General features: G+C 68.4%; 19 protein-coding genes and 1 pseudogene. 18 read left to right on the top strand and 2 right to left on the bottom strand.

What is annotated here, in order from left to right; translation table 11 throughout:
- The first annotated feature begins 21 nt into the window (after positions 1–21).
- The 10 genes from H7I41_RS06025 to H7I41_RS05980 all read left to right on the top strand — a co-directional run bounded on the left by H7I41_RS06025 (position 22) and on the right by H7I41_RS05980 (position 8,602).
- Entirely contained in the window at positions 22–456 is a 435-nt protein-coding gene (locus tag H7I41_RS06025) for an alpha/beta fold hydrolase (RefSeq protein WP_264011661.1), read from the top strand.
- Positions 389–772: a hypothetical protein gene (locus H7I41_RS06020; RefSeq protein WP_264011660.1), complete on the top strand. Its 384-nt coding sequence runs from the start codon at positions 389–391 to the stop codon at positions 770–772. The genes H7I41_RS06025 and H7I41_RS06020 overlap by 68 nt, the downstream gene beginning before the upstream one ends.
- A gap of 56 nt (positions 773–828) precedes the next feature.
- Positions 829–1,581, top strand: coding sequence for a deoxyribonuclease IV (locus H7I41_RS06015; RefSeq protein WP_264011659.1), 753 nt, complete (start codon positions 829–831; stop codon positions 1,579–1,581).
- Positions 1,582–1,677: 96 nt separating this feature from the next.
- Positions 1,678–2,766, top strand: coding sequence for a phosphatase PAP2 family protein (locus tag H7I41_RS06010; RefSeq protein WP_264011658.1), 1,089 nt, complete (start codon positions 1,678–1,680; stop codon positions 2,764–2,766).
- Positions 2,767–2,844: 78 nt separating this feature from the next.
- Positions 2,845–3,303 carry a peptidoglycan-binding domain-containing protein gene (locus H7I41_RS06005; protein ID WP_264011657.1) on the top strand — a complete coding sequence of 153 codons (459 nt, stop codon included), beginning with the start codon at positions 2,845–2,847 and terminating at the stop codon, positions 3,301–3,303.
- A 4-nt stretch (positions 3,304–3,307) separates the two neighbouring features.
- On the top strand, positions 3,308–4,462 hold the full coding sequence (locus H7I41_RS06000) for a hypothetical protein (RefSeq protein WP_264011656.1): 1,155 nt from the start codon (positions 3,308–3,310) through the stop codon (positions 4,460–4,462).
- A 48-nt stretch (positions 4,463–4,510) separates the two neighbouring features.
- Positions 4,511–6,139 carry an acyl-CoA dehydrogenase family protein gene (locus H7I41_RS05995; protein WP_264011655.1) on the top strand — a complete coding sequence of 543 codons (1,629 nt, stop codon included), beginning with the start codon at positions 4,511–4,513 and terminating at the stop codon, positions 6,137–6,139.
- A complete protein-coding gene (locus tag H7I41_RS05990; protein WP_264011654.1) occupies positions 6,136–7,074 on the top strand; it encodes a crotonase/enoyl-CoA hydratase family protein in 939 nt (312 codons plus the stop codon). The genes H7I41_RS05995 and H7I41_RS05990 overlap by 4 nt, the downstream gene beginning before the upstream one ends.
- 23 nt (positions 7,075–7,097) lie before the next feature.
- A complete protein-coding gene (locus tag H7I41_RS05985) occupies positions 7,098–7,808 on the top strand; it encodes a PaaX family transcriptional regulator C-terminal domain-containing protein (protein ID WP_264011653.1) in 711 nt (236 codons plus the stop codon).
- Positions 7,809–7,837: 29 nt separating this feature from the next.
- Positions 7,838–8,602: a crotonase/enoyl-CoA hydratase family protein gene (locus tag H7I41_RS05980; protein WP_264011652.1), complete on the top strand. Its 765-nt coding sequence runs from the start codon at positions 7,838–7,840 to the stop codon at positions 8,600–8,602.
- A gap of 15 nt (positions 8,603–8,617) precedes the next feature.
- Here H7I41_RS05980 and H7I41_RS05975 read toward each other — a convergent pair whose 3' ends face one another.
- Entirely contained in the window at positions 8,618–9,028 is a 411-nt protein-coding gene (locus H7I41_RS05975; protein ID WP_264011651.1) for a DUF3060 domain-containing protein, read from the bottom strand.
- Positions 9,029–9,066: 38 nt separating this feature from the next.
- Positions 9,067–9,444, bottom strand: coding sequence for a DUF3060 domain-containing protein (locus tag H7I41_RS05970; protein ID WP_264011650.1), 378 nt, complete (start codon positions 9,442–9,444; stop codon positions 9,067–9,069).
- Between the two features lie 168 nt (positions 9,445–9,612).
- On the opposite strand from H7I41_RS05970, the gene H7I41_RS05965 reads away from it, so the two are divergent.
- The 8 genes and pseudogenes from H7I41_RS05965 to H7I41_RS05930 form a co-directional block, all read left to right on the top strand.
- A complete protein-coding gene (locus H7I41_RS05965; RefSeq protein WP_264011649.1) occupies positions 9,613–10,155 on the top strand; it encodes a DUF3558 domain-containing protein in 543 nt (180 codons plus the stop codon).
- Between the two features lie 10 nt (positions 10,156–10,165).
- Positions 10,166–10,705: a DUF3558 domain-containing protein gene (locus H7I41_RS05960; protein ID WP_264011648.1), complete on the top strand. Its 540-nt coding sequence runs from the start codon at positions 10,166–10,168 to the stop codon at positions 10,703–10,705.
- 78 nt (positions 10,706–10,783) lie between these two features.
- Positions 10,784–11,419: a TetR/AcrR family transcriptional regulator gene (locus H7I41_RS05955; protein ID WP_264011647.1), complete on the top strand. Its 636-nt coding sequence runs from the start codon at positions 10,784–10,786 to the stop codon at positions 11,417–11,419.
- 293 nt (positions 11,420–11,712) lie between these two features.
- Complete coding sequence (gene rpsL / locus H7I41_RS05950; protein WP_135126427.1) at positions 11,713–12,087, top strand: 30S ribosomal protein S12; 375 nt, start codon at positions 11,713–11,715, stop codon at positions 12,085–12,087.
- Positions 12,087–12,557, top strand: a complete 471-nt coding sequence (gene rpsG / locus H7I41_RS05945) for a 30S ribosomal protein S7 (protein ID WP_077077601.1) — start codon at positions 12,087–12,089, stop codon at positions 12,555–12,557. Before rpsL ends, rpsG begins: the two co-directional genes overlap by 1 nt.
- A gap of 101 nt (positions 12,558–12,658) precedes the next feature.
- A complete protein-coding gene (gene fusA, locus H7I41_RS05940) occupies positions 12,659–14,764 on the top strand; it encodes an elongation factor G (RefSeq protein WP_264011646.1) in 2,106 nt (701 codons plus the stop codon).
- A gap of 85 nt (positions 14,765–14,849) precedes the next feature.
- Positions 14,850–16,040 (top strand): elongation factor Tu, encoded by a 1,191-nt coding sequence (tuf, locus tag H7I41_RS05935; RefSeq protein WP_264011645.1) that lies wholly within the window; start codon positions 14,850–14,852, stop codon positions 16,038–16,040.
- 235 nt (positions 16,041–16,275) lie between these two features.
- A pseudogene (locus H7I41_RS05930) lies at positions 16,276–16,668 on the top strand (hypothetical protein); the annotation flags it as partial.

The following is a 16,668-nucleotide window of genomic DNA, read 5'->3' as shown; positions in this document are numbered from 1 at the left end:
GACGCGGCGACACTCGACGCCATGCGGACGACGTCGCGCGGATTCGGGATCCACTACACCGTGACCGGCGACGGCCCGCCGTTGATGCTCGTGGCGGGAACGATGATGGCGGCCCGGCACTGGGCGGACGCCGGCTACATGGCCGCACTCGCCGGCAGCCGGCGGGTGATCAACGTCGACCCGCTCGGTCACGGCGGAAGCGACCGGCCGCACGATCCCGACGACTATCGAGCGGACGGCGTGACCGCCGACCTGGTCGCGGTGCTCGACGCCGAAGGCGTCGACCGGGCGACGGTCTGGGGGTATTCGAGGGGCGGGTGGCTGGGCCTGCAGCATGGCGAGCCGCCACCCCGCGCGGGTGGAGGGGCTGGTGGTCGGCGGCTTCGCCATGCATGCCCACCGCGACGAGGTCACCCGCACGCTGACGCCGCTTGCGGAGCATCTGCGCGCGGGTGACTGGGCCGCGGTGTGGCGGGCCTTCGGGGTGACCGACACCGCGTTCATGGCGATGATGGAGGCCGACAACGATGCGCAGGCCGTCGCCGCGGCCGTCGCCGGATCGATGACCCCCACCCGCTACGTCGACCCCGCCTCGGTCACCTGTCCGGCGATCTACTACGTCGGCTCCCGGGACTGGATCGTGCCGCACGTGCGCGCCGACGTCGCGGCGGTGGGTGCGACGTTCGACGAGATCCCCGGGCAGACGCACCTCGGCGCGTTCTACGGCGCGGCGGAGCAGGTGCTGGCGACGGTGACCGCACGGCTCGGCTAATGCGAGCGGCTACTCGGCAACTGGGAGCGTCGGACCCCGCGCCTAGACTGGCCTCCGTGCTTATCGGTTCCCATGTTCACGGTGACGATCCGCTCGCAGACGCCCAGGCCGACGGCGCCGACGCGGTGCAGTTCTTCCTCGGCAACCCGCAGAGCTGGAAGAAACCGAAGCCGCGCGAGGACGCCGACGTGCTCAAGGCGTCGACCATCCCGCTGTACGTGCACGCGCCGTACCTGATCAACGTGGCATCGGCGAACAACCGGGTGCGGATCCCGTCGCGCAAGATCCTGCAGGACACCTGCGACGCGGCTGCGGAGATCAACGCGACCGCGGTGATCGTGCACGGCGGCCACGCCGACGACAACGACATGGAGGCGGGCTTCGAGCGCTGGGCCAAGGCGCTGGACTACCTCGAGACCGACGTCGCGGTCTACCTGGAGAACACCGCCGGCGGCGACCACGCGATGGCCCGCCACTTCGACACCATCGCCCGGCTGTGGGACCGGATCGGCGACAAGGGCATCGGCTTCTGCCTCGACACCTGCCACGCGTGGGCGGCGGGTGAGGCGCTGATCGACGCCGTCGACCGGATCAAGGCCATCACCGGCCACATTGACCTGGTGCACTGCAACGACTCTCGGGACGCCGCAGGCTCGGGCGCCGACCGGCACGCCAACTTCGGGACCGGCCAGATCGACCCGCAGCTGCTCGCCGCGGTGGTCAAGGCCGCCGACGCGCCCGTGATCTGCGAGACCGCCGACGAGGGCCGCAAGGACGACATCGCGTTCCTGCGCGAACACGTCGGCTGAATCACACTTCGGTAAGCGAACCCGCCTCGAACGCCGGGTGGCGCGAAGGTTAACTAGGCTGTCGCCGGGAATCCGACCGGCGTCAGAAAGGCCTATGTGACCGCAACCGACCAGTCGTCGATTGCGCTGACGCACGTCGACGACGACGACACTCCCGATCTGCGCGCGCGGAGACTCCGGATCCTGCGCTGGGTGGCGGTCGTCGTCTGGGCGGCCGTCGTGGTGTACCGGACGGTGACCGACGGCTTCGCCTTCAACCGGGAACTGCTGCTGCTCTACATCGCCACCGGTCTGCTGGCGGCGAGCATCGGCCGGGGCAGGCGGATGCTCTACGTCCTGCGCGACTGGTTGCCGTTCGCGGTGGTGCTGCTGGCCTACGACCTGAGCAGGGGAGCGGCCACGCTGGTCGGCCGGCCCACCCTGTGGCACTGGCCGGCCGACGCGGACCGGTGGATGTTCTTCGGAACCATGCCGACCGTGTGGCTACAGGAACAGCTCAAGCAGCCGACGCCGCCGTGGTGGGAAGTAATCCTCAGCTCGGTCTACATGTCGTTCTTCATCCTTCCCTACGTCGTGGCGGCAGTGCTGTGGCTGCGCAACAGGGACGAATGGAAGGCGTTCGTGCGGATGTTCGTCGGCCTGAACTTCGCCGCGCTGATCGTCTACGTACTCGTCCCCGCTGCGCCGCCGTGGGCCGCGGCGCGCTGCACTGCCACCGACGTCTCCGGTGGGCCGTCCGATCCGAGGTGCATGTTCCGGTCGGCGCGCGGCGTGCCCGACGGCGGCGTGCTCGGAGCGATGCAGTCCAGCCAGGACGGCGCCCACCCCTGGGTGGAACGAATCGTCGGGCGCGGGTGGGGCGCGCTGGACCTGCACTCGGCCACCGCCCTGCTCGACGCCGGCCAGGCCAGCGTGAACCTGGTGGCGGCCATCCCGTCGCTGCACGCCGGCATGACGGCCGCCATCGCGGCGTTCCTGTGGCACCGGGTGCACCGCGGCTGGCGGCCACTGCTGGTCGCCTACGTGCTGACCATGGCATTCACACTCGTCTACACCGCTGAGCACTACGTCGTCGACATCCTGCTCGGCTGGGCGTTCGCCGCGCTCGTGATCTTCGCCCTCAATCGCTTCGACGCATGGCGGGCCGCACGCGAAATGAATTCGTCGTCACAGGCAAAGGGGTAGGCGACTACCCGCCTTCTCCGGCCGCGCCGAATTTACGCTCCCCCCATACGGTTCGACACCACACGGGGGGAGCACATCATGACCATCACGGCGACCGTTCTACGCATCGGCGACCGGGGCGAGGATGTCCGGCAGATGCAGGCGCGGTTCAACCGCGATTATCCGGCGTATTCGAAACTCGCCACCGACGGCGACTTCGGCCCGAAGACCGAGGCCGTGGTGCGCGAGTTCGAGCGCCGGTCCGGACTCGACGACGACGGCGTCGCCGGGCCCGAGGTGCTGGTCCGGCTGGGCCTCACATTGCACAACGGCGAGGACAAGACGTGCGGCGACGGGCTGTTCGTCAGCCCGAGCACCTCGTGTGAGTTCGCCGCGAATGTGCGGGCCGCGTGGTTCAGCGCGCCGTTCGTCGAAGGCGAGATCCAGGCCTTCAGCCCCGCGACGCATCAGACGTACACCATGGCGTGCGTGCAGAGCCGCGACGGCGTCATCACCTGCCGTGGCGGAAACAACGCCGTCGTCTCGTTCCTGCCGTGACCCGATGACTGCCATCTCGGCCGTGCCGATCCCGGCGCCGGACATCGATGTGCTTCGCCGGGTCGGTGGTCCGGTCCGTGTCAGCTGGCGTGAAGGAACTCTGACCAGGGCCTACGAACTCGAGACGCTGTGCGATTGGATGATGCTGAACGCCACGGGGCCGGTCGACGGACTGCTCGCCGAGGCCATCAAGTGTCACCTGCGCGCGGCCCGGGACGCCGCGGAGGGCAGATCGCCCGACGACGGGAAGCGGTGGCGGCCGCGCCGCAACGGGCCCTTGCTCGAACGGGCGATGAGCAACCTCGACGCGGCGGAGGCGCAGTTGCTGAACCTCGCGCCGGCCAGCTACGTCGCCGGGCAGATGCCGTCGCTGCTGCGGCACGTGCAACGCCACCTCCGATCGTCCGACCCGGGCAGGCAGGAGGTCGAGCGGATCGCCGAGCAACTGAGCGCCGTCCGGGCCGCGGGCGCCGGGGACCGACCCGAGCCTTTCAGCGAGGACCGCAACAAGATCGTCACCACCGTCCGGGCGGCGAGTTCGGAGGCGCTGCGAGAAGACCTGCGGCTGCGCAGCTTCCGCAACATCGTGGTGGTCACGACGGTACTGCTGACGCTGCTGGCGATCGGGGTGGCGCTCATCGGCGTCTTCGCCCAGAACCTGATCCCGCTCTGCTTCTCGCCCGAGGAGACCAACCAGACCACGGTGGTGTGCCCCACCAATCAGTCGGCGCCGTTCACCGCCCAGCAGCCGGCAGAGCCGAAAGGCGAGGACATCGACGTCATGGTGGCGAGAACCACCACCCGCTGGGACCTGATCGTCGTCGAACTCATCGGTCTGACCGCCGCCGCGATCGCATCCGCGGCCGCCATCAGCCACGTGAAGGGCTCGTCCGAGCGGTACGGCATCCCGGTCGCGCTGGCGGCGCTCAAGCTGCCGACCGGCGCGCTCACCGCGTTCCTCGGCCTGCTGCTGATGCGCGGGCAGTTCGTGCCCGGCCTCAACGCACTCGACACGTCCGCCCAGATCCTCGCCTGGGGACTGGTGTTCGGTTACGCCCAGCAGGTCTTCACCAGACTCATCGACCAGCAGGGCCAGTCGGTACTGAACAGCGTGCGGTCGGCCGACCAGTCGACGACGGCGCGTGGTCGCGGCAAATAGCCGTGTTACGGCTATTGTGCGACTGTCGTGAAACTGTAATATCGGGGCATGGCAGATACGCACGTCGTCACCAATCAGGTGCCAACCCTGCTCGACCACAATCCCGCGGGCGCACCGGTGCTCCAGGAGGCCCTGATCCGCGAGGGCGGGGAGTGGGGTGTCGACGAGGTGACCGAACTCGGCGCGCTCTCGGGCACCGCCCGGGCGCAGCGCTGGGGTGAACTGGCCGACCGGAACCGTCCGGTGCTGCACACCCACGACCGGTACGGCCACCGTGTCGACGAGGTCGAGTACGACCCGGCGTACCACGAGTTGATGACCGTCGCGGTGGGCCACGGCCTGCACGCCGCACCCTGGGCCGACGACCGCCCCGGCGCGCATGTCGTGCGTGCGGCGAAGACCTCGGTGTGGACGCCCGAACCCGGCCACATCTGCCCGATCTCGATGACCTACGCGGTGGTGCCCGCACTGCGGTTCAACCCCGAACTGGCCGCGGTCTACGAGCCGCTGCTGACCAGCAGGGTCTACGACCCCGAGCTGACGCTGCCGACCGCCAAGGCCGGCATCACCGCCGGCATGTCGATGACCGAGAAGCAGGGCGGCTCCGACGTGCGTGCCGGCACCACCGAGGCGACGCCCAACGGTGACGGCACCTACTCGCTGCGCGGCCACAAGTGGTTCACCTCGGCGCCGATGTGCGACGTGTTCTTGGTGCTCGCGCAGGCTCCCAACGGATTGTCCTGCTTCTTCCTGCCGCGGATCCTGCCCGACGGCACGCGCAACCGAATGTTCCTGCAGCGGCTCAAGGACAAACTCGGCAACCACGCCAATGCGTCGAGCGAGGTCGAATACGACGGTGCGACCGCCTGGCTGGTCGGCGAGGAGGGCCGCGGGGTGCCGACCATCATCGAGATGGTCAACCTGACGCGGCTTGACTGCACCCTGGGCAGTGCCACCAGCATGCGCACCGGCCTGACCCGCGCCATCCACCACGCCCAGCACCGGAAGGCGTTCGGCGCGTACCTGATCGACCAGCCGCTGATGCGCAACGTGCTCGCCGACCTGGCCGTCGAGGCCGAGGCCGCCACCATGCTGGCCATGCGGATGGCCGGTGCCACCGATCACGCGGTGCGCGGTGACCAACGCGAGACGCTGCTGCGGCGCATCGGTCTGGCCGCCGCCAAGTACTGGGTGTGCAAGCGCGCGACGCCGCACGCCGCGGAGGCGATGGAGTGCCTCGGAGGCAACGGCTACGTCGAGGAATCCGGTATGCCGCGGCTCTACCGCGAGGCCCCGCTGATGGGCATCTGGGAGGGCTCGGGCAACGTCAGCGCGCTGGACACGTTGCGCGCCATGGCAACCCGGCCCGAAAGCGTCGAGGTGCTGTTCGACGAGCTCGCCCGCACCGCCGGCCACGACCCACGCCTGGACCGGCACGTCGCCGCGCTACAGCGTGACCTGGGCGATCTCGAGAGCATCCAGTACCGCGGCCGCAAGGTCACCGAGGACATCGCGCTGGCGCTGCAGGGCGCACTGCTGGTGCGTCACGGCCATCCGGTCGTGGCCGAGGCGTTCCTGGCCAGCAGGCTCGGCGGGCAGTGGGGTGGCGCCTTCGGCACGCTGCCCACCGGACTGGATCTCGCGCCGATCCTCGAGCGCGCGATGGTCAAGGGATGACGCACGCGATCAGGCCCGTCGACTTCGACGACCTCAAGACCATGACCTACGAGGTGACCGGACGCGTCGCCCGCATCACCTTTAACCGGCCGGAGAAGGGCAACGCGATCGTCGCGGACACCCCGCTCGAACTCTCCGCGCTCGTCGAGCGGGCCGACCTCGACCCCGCGGTGCACGTGATCCTGGTGTCCGGTCGCGGCGAAGGGTTCTGCGCCGGTTTCGATCTCAGCGCCTACGCCGAGGGCTCGTCGTCGGCCGGCGGCGGCAGCCCGTACCGCGACACGGTGCTCTCGGGCAGAACCCAGGCCGTCAACCACCTGCCGGACCAGCCGTGGGACCCGATGGTCGACTACCAGATGATGAGCCGCTTCGTCCGTGGCTTCTCCAGCCTGCTGCACTGCGACAAGCCGACCGTGGTGAAGATCCACGGCTACTGCGTGGCGGGCGGCACCGACATCGCGCTGCACGCCGATCAGGTGATCGCCGCATCCGACGCGAAGATCGGCTATCCGCCCACCCGGGTGTGGGGTGTGCCCGCCGCTGGGATGTGGGCACATCGCCTCGGCGATCAGCGCGCCAAACGCCTTCTGCTGACCGGGGACTGCATCACCGGCGCGCAGGCAGCCGAGTGGGGCCTCGCCGTGGAGGCGCCCGACCCGCAGGATCTCGACGAACGCACCGAACGGCTCGTCGAGCGGATCGCCGCGGTGCCGGTCAACCAGCTCATCATGGTCAAGCTCGCGATGAACAGCGCCCTGCTGCAGCAGGGGATCGCCACCAGCAGGATGGTCAGCACGGTGTTCGACGGGATCGCCCGGCACACCCCCGAGGGGCACGCGTTCGTCGCCGATGCCCGCGATAACGGATTCCGCGAGGCGGTCCGCCACCGGGACGAACCGTTCGGCGATCACGGCCGCAAGGCCTCCGGGGTGTGACCGTGCAGGACGGCCTGTCGCGGATGACTGCCCGGTCCGTGGTGCTCAGCGTGCTGCTGGGCGCCCACCCGGCCTGGGCGACCGCGGCCGAACTGGTCCGGCTGACCGGCGATTTCGACATCCGCGAATCGACCGTGCGGGTCGCGCTCACCCGGATGGTCACCGCGGGCGACCTGGTGCGATCCGAGGACGGCTACCGGCTGGCGGACCGGCTGCTGGCCCGCCAGCGCCGCCAGGACGCCGCGATCGATCCGCGGGTGCGACCCTGGGACGGCGCGTGGACCACCTTGGTGGTGACGAGCGTCGGCACCGACGCGCGGACCCGCGCCGCGCTGCGCAGCACCCTGCACGACAACCGGTTCGGCGAACTACGCGAAGGCGTGTGGCTGCGTCCCGACAACCTCGACGTGGACCTGCCCGCCGAGGTCGGGGAACGCACCCGCGTGCTGCGTGCCCACGACGACGACCCCGGCGCCCTGGCCGCGCTGCTGTGGGACCTGCCCGCCTGGTCGGCGACCGGGCGCCGGCTGGTCGCCGAGATCGACGCGGCCGCAGACGTTCCCGCGCGCTTCCTGACGGCCGCCGCGATCGTGCGGCATCTGCTCACCGATCCGGTGCTGCCCGCGGAACTGCTGCCCACCGGATGGCCGGGGGCCGCGCTGCGGGTGGCCTACCGGGAATTCGCTGCCGAACTCGCCGCGCGCCGTGACGACGCCGGGGTGACGTCGCAGTGACCGAAGCAACGCCGAACTGAGGAGAAGCCATGACAGCACCGGTACGGGTGGAGCGCGACGGCCCGGTCACCACCGTCATCATCGACCGGCCCGCGGCGCGCAACGCGGTCAACAGGCCCACCGCCGAGGCGCTGTTCACGGCCTTCGACGAATTCGACCGCGACGAGTCGGCCTCGGTGGCAGTGCTGTACGGCGAGAACGGAACGTTCTGCGCGGGAGCGGATCTCAAGGCCTTCGGCACCCCGGACGCCAACCCCGTGCACCGCACCGGACCGGGGCCGATGGGGCCGACGCGGATGGAGTTGAGCAAGCCGGTGATCGCGGCGATCAGCGGTCACGCCGTCGCGGGTGGGCTCGAACTCGCGCTGTGGTGCGACCTTCGGGTGGTCGAGCAGGACGCCGTGATGGGCGTGTTCTGCCGGCGCTGGGGAGTGCCGCTGATCGACGGCGGCACCGTCCGGTTGCCTCGGCTGATCGGCCACAGCCGGGCGATGGACCTCATCCTGACCGGGCGTGCGGTGACCGCCGACGAGGCGTACGCGATCGGCCTCGCCAACCGGGTGGTGCCGAAGGGCGAGGGGCGCAGGCGGGCCGAGGAACTGGCCGCCGAACTGGCCGCGCTGCCACAGCAGTGCATGCGCTCGGACCGGCTTTCGGCGCTGCATCAGTGGGGCGAATCAGATTCCGCCGCAATGGATTACGAGTTCGCCAGCATTTCCCGGGTGAAGCACGAGGCGCTCGAGGGCGCCAGCAGGTTCGCCGCGGGCGCCGGCCGCCACGGCGCAGGCGCCTGAGCGACCTCCGCGAGGTCAGCCCTTGTCGATCTTGTTGTTCGACCCGGTGTCGTTGATCTTCGGCTCGCCGTCCTTATAGGTGATCGTGTTGTTCAACCCGACGACGCTGATCTCCTTGTCGACCCGCTCGAAGTTGATCGTGTTGTCGGTGCCGCCGATGTTGACGTTCGAGCAGGTGCCCTTCACCGTCAGCGTGTTGTTCGAGCCGCCGACGTTGAGTGACTTCCCGTCAGCGCAGTCGACGTCGGCGGTGTTGCCGATCGAGCCGTAGTTGATGGTGTTGCCGATCTCGACCTGTGCGCCCGAACTGCCTGCCGTCGCCGTCGGTGTGGTGGTGTCCGAGCTCTCCGAACCGCAGCCGGCCAGTCCGAGTGCTGCCGCCACGGCGACGGTGGCCACCGCGGGCCCGGTGAAATACGCGCGCATGATTCCTCGCTTCTCCCGTCGAGAGGTGATGAGAATTATCAGGCCGGCACGCGGCTGAGGCGGTTGGTCATCCCCAGCTCGCGCCCGCGGTCCCACAGCACGGGCTCGCCATTCTTGAAGAAGACGGTCTGGTCCCAGCCGTAGACGGTGATGTCGTTGACGACGTTGTCGGCGACAACGATGTTGCCCGAACCCTGCACGGTCACCGCCCAGCAGCTGCCCAGCGCGGTGATCCTGTGGCCGCTGCCCATCACGTGCAGCGTCGAGTCGTTGCAGTCCAGTGTCCGTTCGACGCCTATCCCGTTGATATGGGTGTCGCCGTTCTTGGCCTGTGCGACGCCGCCACCGGCCGCGACCGCGAGCGGGATCACGACGAGGCATGACGCCAGAACCCGGCCCACCGCGACTGCTCCCACGCCCGTCCCCTTCGCTTCACCCACCGCTGTCCGAACCCCGATGGGGGAAGCGTACGTCGCTCGCCGTGGTTCGCGGCAGTGCTTCGCCGCTTCGGGGCGGCACCGTCGAGCGCAGGGCCGCAAGCCCGGGTCGCGTACGGCGTCCGCGCTGGGTAGCGTGTTGGTGCGATGCGACGGCGTGTCAATCCTGTTGTGGCGGCGACGGCTGCGGCGGTCACCGCGATGACCGTTGCCGCCGGCTGCGCGCAGACCGTGACCGGCAGCGCCGAGCGGGCCATGCCCGGCGTCCCGGACCCCGACCGCAGCTACGGCTACATCGAGGACCGCTGTGGGCTGCTGTTGGACACCTCGATCCAGGAGACGCTCGGCGCCGAGAACGTGACGCGGCCCTACAGCGGCGCGGTGTGCCAGTACGTACTGTCCCGCGGCTCGGCGATGCTCGACGTCACGTACTCGTGGTTCGAGACCGGCACGCTGGACCGCGAGCGCCAGGTGGCCGAACAGCGCGATGCCGACATCACCGACGTACTGGTGGAGCGGCACCAGGCCTTCCTCGCGCGCCGCGACACCACCGGCGCGGCCTGTTCGGCGACCGCGGCCGCGGGCACCGGTGTGCTGAGCTGGTGGGTGCAGCTGCGCGACCAGGCCGACGGCGACCCCTGCACGGACGCCCAGAAACTCCTCACGGCCACGCTGTCGTCGGACATGTGAGACGCCGACCATGACCACGATCTCCAAGGTGTGGGCCGCGCCGGCCGCGGTCGCGGTGCTGGCCGCCTCCGTACTGACCGGCTGTGGTGACGCCGAGCAGGCCGACCCGCCCGCTGCGTCGCCGACCTCCACCGACGGCGGCTTCCGCGGCGGTGCGTGCAACGGCATCACCGACGCCGACGTCACCGAGGCGACAGGGGCGTCGCTGTTCACCAAGGTGGTCGAGGGCGATGCCGGCTGCTTCTGGCAGGAGAACTCGGTGATCGGCACCTTCGGCGTAGGGATGGGCATCTCCACCTGGTGGTACCGGGGCAGCGACATGGACACCGAGCGCACCCTCGAACAGCGCGCCGGCCGCAGCCTGACCGAGTTGACGCTCGACGGCAACAAGGGCTTCCGGGCCGCCGACGACAACGCCTGCAGCATCTACGTGGCCAAGGGCAGGGACGTCATCACCTGGTCGATCCAGACCATGAACCCGGCCACGCTGCCCGACCTGTGCGAGATCACCGAGCGACTCGCCGAGCTCAGCCAGCAGCGAGTCAACTGACCAGTCGAAACTAGAGGTGTTAGTTTCGCGCTGCCCCCTTTTGCGGGGCCGCATGCGAGTCGGAGGGGATTGAAACAGATGGCAGGTCGGCCGGAACCGCAATCGGCGGGCGGCCGATCGCGCCCGCCGGCCCGCGCCGCGCGGCTGAGCCGCGACGCCATCGTCAACGCGGCGCTGACATTCCTGGACCGCGACGGCTGGGACTCACTGACCATCAACGCCCTAGCCAACCAGCTCGGCACCAAGGGGCCGTCGCTGTACAACCACGTGCACAGCCTCGACGACCTGCGGCGCACGGTCCGGATGCGGGTGGTCGGTGACATCATCGACATGCTCAACACCGTCGGTCAGGGCCGCACCCGCGACGACGCCGTGATGGCGATGGCGAGCGCCTACCGCAGCTACGCCCACCACCACCCCGGCCGGTACTCCGCCTTCACCCGGATGCCGCTCGGCGGCGACGACCCGGAGTTCACCGAGGCGACCAGGGCGGCCGCCGCCCCGGTGATCGAGGTGCTGGCGTCCTACGGCCTCGAAGGCGAGGACGCGTTCTACGCCGCACTGGAGTTCTGGTCGGCGATGCACGGCTTCGTACTGTTGGAGATGACGGGCGTCATGCGCGGCATCGACACCGACACCGTGTTCACCGACATGGTGCTGCGGCTGGCCTCCGGAATGGAGCTCCGCTCCGGGGTAGGCGCTGACCTGCGGTAAGGCCGCGGCGTTCGCGAAGATCCGGCTGATGCGTGGGCTCCGGACACGTTTTGGTTCGGCGCGGGCCACCCTGGTATCGTGGGAGACCGTGCCTGGCCCATAGAGGCGCATGCGGTGTTCGCATGCCCGCACGCCGGGCCAATTCGCATGTCTAACACGCATCGGAATCCCTCCGGTGCGAGCGCGTGCGACACGCCCGGTCGCGGGGTGGGCGAGCGTGGCGAAACTGCAGTACAGAGACTTGAAAACGAAGCACTGAGATCGAACCGAGAACGAACACAGGAAGCCGGTACATGCCAACCATCAACCAGCTGGTCCGCAAGGGTCGCCGCGACAAGATCGCCAAGGTCAAGACCGCGGCCCTCAAGGGCAGCCCGCAGCGCCGCGGCGTGTGCACCCGCGTGTACACGACCACCCCGAAGAAGCCGAACTCGGCGCTTCGGAAGGTCGCGCGCGTCAAGCTGACCAGCGCGGTCGAGGTCACCGCCTACATCCCGGGCGAGGGCCACAACCTGCAGGAGCACTCGATGGTGCTGGTGCGCGGCGGTCGTGTGAAGGACCTTCCGGGTGTGCGTTACAAGATCATCCGCGGCTCGCTCGACACCCAGGGCGTGAAGAACCGCAAGCAGGCCCGCAGCCGTTACGGCGCCAAGAAGGAGAAGAGCTGATGCCACGCAAGGGACCCGCGCCCAAGCGTCCGTTGGTCAACGACCCGGTCTACGGGTCGCAGCTGGTCACCCAGCTGGTCAACAAGGTGCTGCTGGACGGGAAGAAATCGCTGGCAGAACGCATTGTTTATGGTGCGCTCGAACAGGCTCGCGACAAGACCGGCACCGATCCTGTGGTCACCCTCAAGCGGGCGATGGACAACGTCAAGCCCGCACTCGAGGTCCGCAGCCGTCGCGTCGGTGGCGCCACCTACCAGGTGCCCGTCGAGGTCCGGCCGGAGCGGTCGGTCACGCTGGCGCTGCGCTGGCTGGTCAGCTTCTCCAAGCAGCGTCGTGAGAAGACCATGGTCGAGCGCCTGGCGAACGAGATCCTCGACGCCAGCAACGGCCTGGGTGCCGCCGTCAAGCGACGGGAAGACACCCACAAGATGGCCGAGGCGAACCGGGCCTTCGCGCACTACCGCTGGTGACCTAACGCGCCGGCGGCACTCCGGAGCCGCCCCCGGGCGGCAGCGATGCGGTCCGGCGCACTGAACAGACACCCACCACGCAAGCGAAAGAGAAGACTTCTGTGGCACAGAAGGACGTGTTGACCGACCTGACCAAGGTCCGCAACATCGGCATCATGGCGCACATCGACGCCGGTAAGACGACGACGACCGAGCGCATCCTCTACTACACCGGTATCAGCTACAAGATCGGTGAGGTGCACGACGGCGCCGCCACCATGGACTGGATGGAGCAGGAGCAGGAGCGGGGGATCACCATCACCTCCGCGGCCACCACCTGCTTCTGGAAAGACAACCAGATCAACATCATCGACACCCCCGGGCACGTCGACTTCACCGTCGAGGTGGAGCGCAGCCTGCGCGTGCTCGACGGTGCCGTGGCCGTCTTCGACGGCAAGGAGGGCGTGGAGCCCCAGTCCGAGCAGGTCTGGCGTCAGGCCGACAAGTACGACGTTCCCCGCATCTGCTTCGTCAACAAGATGGACAAGATCGGCGCGGACTTCTACTTCTCGGTCAAGACCATGGAGGACCGCCTCGGCGCCAATGTGATCCCGATCCAGATCCCGATCGGCTCCGAGGGCGAATTCGAGGGCGTCGTCGACCTGGTCGAGATGAACGCCAAGGTGTGGCGTGGCGAGACCAAGCTCGGTGAGACCTACGAGACCATCGACATCCCGGCCGATCTCCAGGAGCGGGCCGACGAGTACCGCACCAAGCTGCTCGAGGCCGTCGCCGAGACCGACGAGGCGCTGCTCGAGAAGTATTTCGGTGGCGAGGAACTGTCCATCGACGAGGTCAAGGGTGCACTGCGCAAGCTGACCATCAGCTCGCAGGCCTACCTGGTGTTGTGCGGCAGCGCGTTCAAGAACAAGGGCGTGCAGCCCATGCTCGACGCGGTGATCGACTACCTCCCGTCGCCGCTGGACGTCCCGCCTGCCGTCGGCCACGCGCCCGGCAAGGAGGACGAGGAGATCGTCCGCAAGCCGTCCACCGAGGAGCCGTTCTCCGGGTTGGCCTTCAAGGTCGCCACGCACCCGTTCTTCGGCAAGCTGACCTACGTCCGGGTGTACTCGGGCAAGGTCGACTCCGGCTCGCAGGTCATCAACGCGACCAAGGGCAAGAAGGAGCGGCTGGGCAAGCTGTTCCAGATGCACTCGAACAAGGAGAACCCGGTCGAGACGGCGTCCGCCGGGCACATCTACGCGGTGATCGGCCTCAAGGACACCACCACCGGTGACACCCTGAGCGATTCGAATCACCAGGTCGTGCTCGAGTCGATGACCTTCCCCGATCCGGTGATCGAGGTGGCCATCGAGCCCAAGACCAAGAGCGACCAGGAGAAGCTGGGCACCGCGATCCAGAAGCTGGCCGAGGAGGATCCGACCTTCAAGGTGCACCTGGATCAGGAGACCGGCCAGACCGTCATCGGCGGCATGGGCGAGCTGCACCTCGACATCCTGGTCGACCGCATGAAGCGCGAGTTCAAGGTCGAGGCCAACGTCGGCAAGCCGCAGGTCGCCTACAAGGAGACCATCAAGCGCGCGGTCGACAAGGTCGAGTTCACCCACAAGAAGCAGACGGGTGGCTCCGGCCAGTTCGCGAAGGTGCTCATCTCCATCGAGCCGTTCACCGGCGAGGACGGTGCCACCTACGAGTTCGAGAACAAGGTCACCGGTGGCCGCATCCCCCGCGAGTACATCCCATCGGTGGACGCGGGCGCCCAGGACGCCATGCAGTACGGCGTGCTGGCCGGCTACCCGCTGGTCAACCTGAAGGTGACGCTGCTCGACGGCGCCTACCACGAGGTCGACTCGTCGGAAATGGCCTTCAAGGTCGCCGGCTCGCAGGTGCTCAAGAAGGCGGCCCAGGCTGCACAGCCGACGATTCTCGAGCCGATCATGGCGGTCGAGGTGACCACACCCGAGGACTACATGGGTGAGGTGATCGGCGACCTGAACTCCCGCCGTGGTCAGATCCAGGCCATGGAGGAGCGCTCCGGTGCGCGCGTCGTGAAGGCGCAAGTACCGCTGTCGGAGATGTTCGGCTATGTCGGCGACCTGCGGTCGAAGACCCAGGGCCGGGCGAACTACTCCATGGTGTTCGACTCGTACGCCGAGGTTCCGGCGAACGTGTCGAAGGAGATCATCGCGAAGGCGACCGGTCAGTAGTCTGACCTGTCGGTCTTCGCGGACCACAACTGAAGAAACCAACCTGCTTTAACCAAAGCACCAACAAGTCCAGGAGGACACAGAAGTGGCGAAGGCGAAGTTCGAGCGGACGAAGCCGCACGTCAACATCGGGACCATCGGTCACGTTGACCACGGCAAGACGACGCTTACTGCAGCAATCACCAAGGTTCTGCACGACAAGTATCCCGATTTGAACGAGTCGCGCGCATTCGACCAGATCGACAATGCGCCTGAAGAGCGGCAGCGCGGTATCACGATCAACATCTCCCACGTGGAGTACCAGACCGAGAAGCGCCACTATGCGCACGTGGACGCTCCCGGCCACGCGGACTACATCAAGAACATGATCACCGGTGCCGCCCAGATGGACGGCGCGATCCTCGTGGTCGCCGCGACCGACGGTCCGATGCCGCAGACGCGTGAGCACGTGCTGCTGGCCCGCCAGGTCGGCGTGCCCTACATCCTGGTCGCCCTGAACAAGGCCGACGCCGTCGACGACGAGGAGCTCATCGAGCTCGTCGAGATGGAGGTCCGCGAGCTGCTGGCCGCACAGGACTTCGACGAGGACGCCCCGGTCGTTCGCGTCTCGGCGCTCAAGGCGCTCGAGGGCGACGAGAAGTGGGTCGAGTCGATCGTCGAGCTGATGGCCGCCGTCGACGAGTCCATCCCGGACCCGGTCCGCGAGACCGAGAAGCCGTTCCTGATGCCCGTCGAGGACGTCTTCACGATCACCGGCCGCGGCACCGTGGTCACCGGTCGTGTGGAGCGCGGCGTGGTCAACGTGAACGAGGAAGTGGAGATCGTCGGCATCAAGACGACCACCACCAAGACCACGGTCACCGGTGTGGAGATGTTCCGCAAGCTGCTCGATCAGGGTCAGGCCGGTGACAACGTCGGCCTGCTGCTGCGTGGCATCAAGCGCGAGGACGTCGAGCGCGGCCAGGTCGTCGTGAAGCCCGGCACCACCACGCCGCACACCGACTTCGAGGGCCAGGTCTACATCCTGTCCAAGGACGAGGGCGGCCGGCACACGCCGTTCTTCAACAACTACCGTCCGCAGTTCTACTTCCGGACCACGGACGTGACCGGTGTGGTGACCCTGCCCGAGGGCACCGAGATGGTGATGCCCGGTGACAACACCGACATCAGCGTCAAGCTGATCCAGCCGGTCGCCATGGACGACGGCCTGCGCTTCGCGATCCGTGAGGGTGGCCGCACCGTCGGCGCCGGCCGGGTCACCAAGATCATCAAGTAGTTCGCCTACTGACGATCGGAAGCCTCTTAGCGGCGCTCACCCGAAAGGGTGGGCGCCGCTTTGCTTTTGCTGTACTCGCCGGTTCGGGTCGAGTGAGGTGCGAACGCGCCGAGGAATTCGCGAATTCAAGGAAATGGAGGTGTCCACCCGGCCCTCGGCGGTGATACGTTGCCGGGTGCGGTGTCGTCCCACGCGACCCCGGGGCACGACCGATCGCAACGAGTCGAGGTATCAGATGGACGACGAGGCAACCGAGCCGATCCGGCAGGCGACGCCGCTCACCGGCCGGGTCCGGCAGCAGCTGACCCCGTCGCGGATCGTCGCGGGCGTCTCGACGGCGATCGCCGTCGCGGCGGTGGGCGCGCTGATCTGGGTGGTCGGCCAGCAGCCTGCCGACGGCGCGGCGGCGAAGGATCCGGGTCCCGCTGCGGTCGCGTCGGCACCCCGGGTGACCGCTCAACCGGTGGCCGCGCGTCCGGTGGCCGACACTCCCGCTCCAGCCGCGCCTGCGGCGGTGCCGGCTCCCGAACCCTCGAGCGCCCTCGCGCCCGCCGCGAATTCCACTGCCGCTGCGCGTAATCCGATGTTCGCGCCCATCCGGCCGGCGCCGAAGCCCGCCTCGGCCGCC

Source organism: [Mycobacterium] manitobense (assembly GCF_025821665.1).
Classification (GTDB): domain Bacteria; phylum Actinomycetota; class Actinomycetes; order Mycobacteriales; family Mycobacteriaceae; genus Mycobacterium; species Mycobacterium arseniciresistens.
Note: the sequence above shows the minus strand (reverse complement) of the source record. Positions and strands in the feature narration are given on the sequence as shown.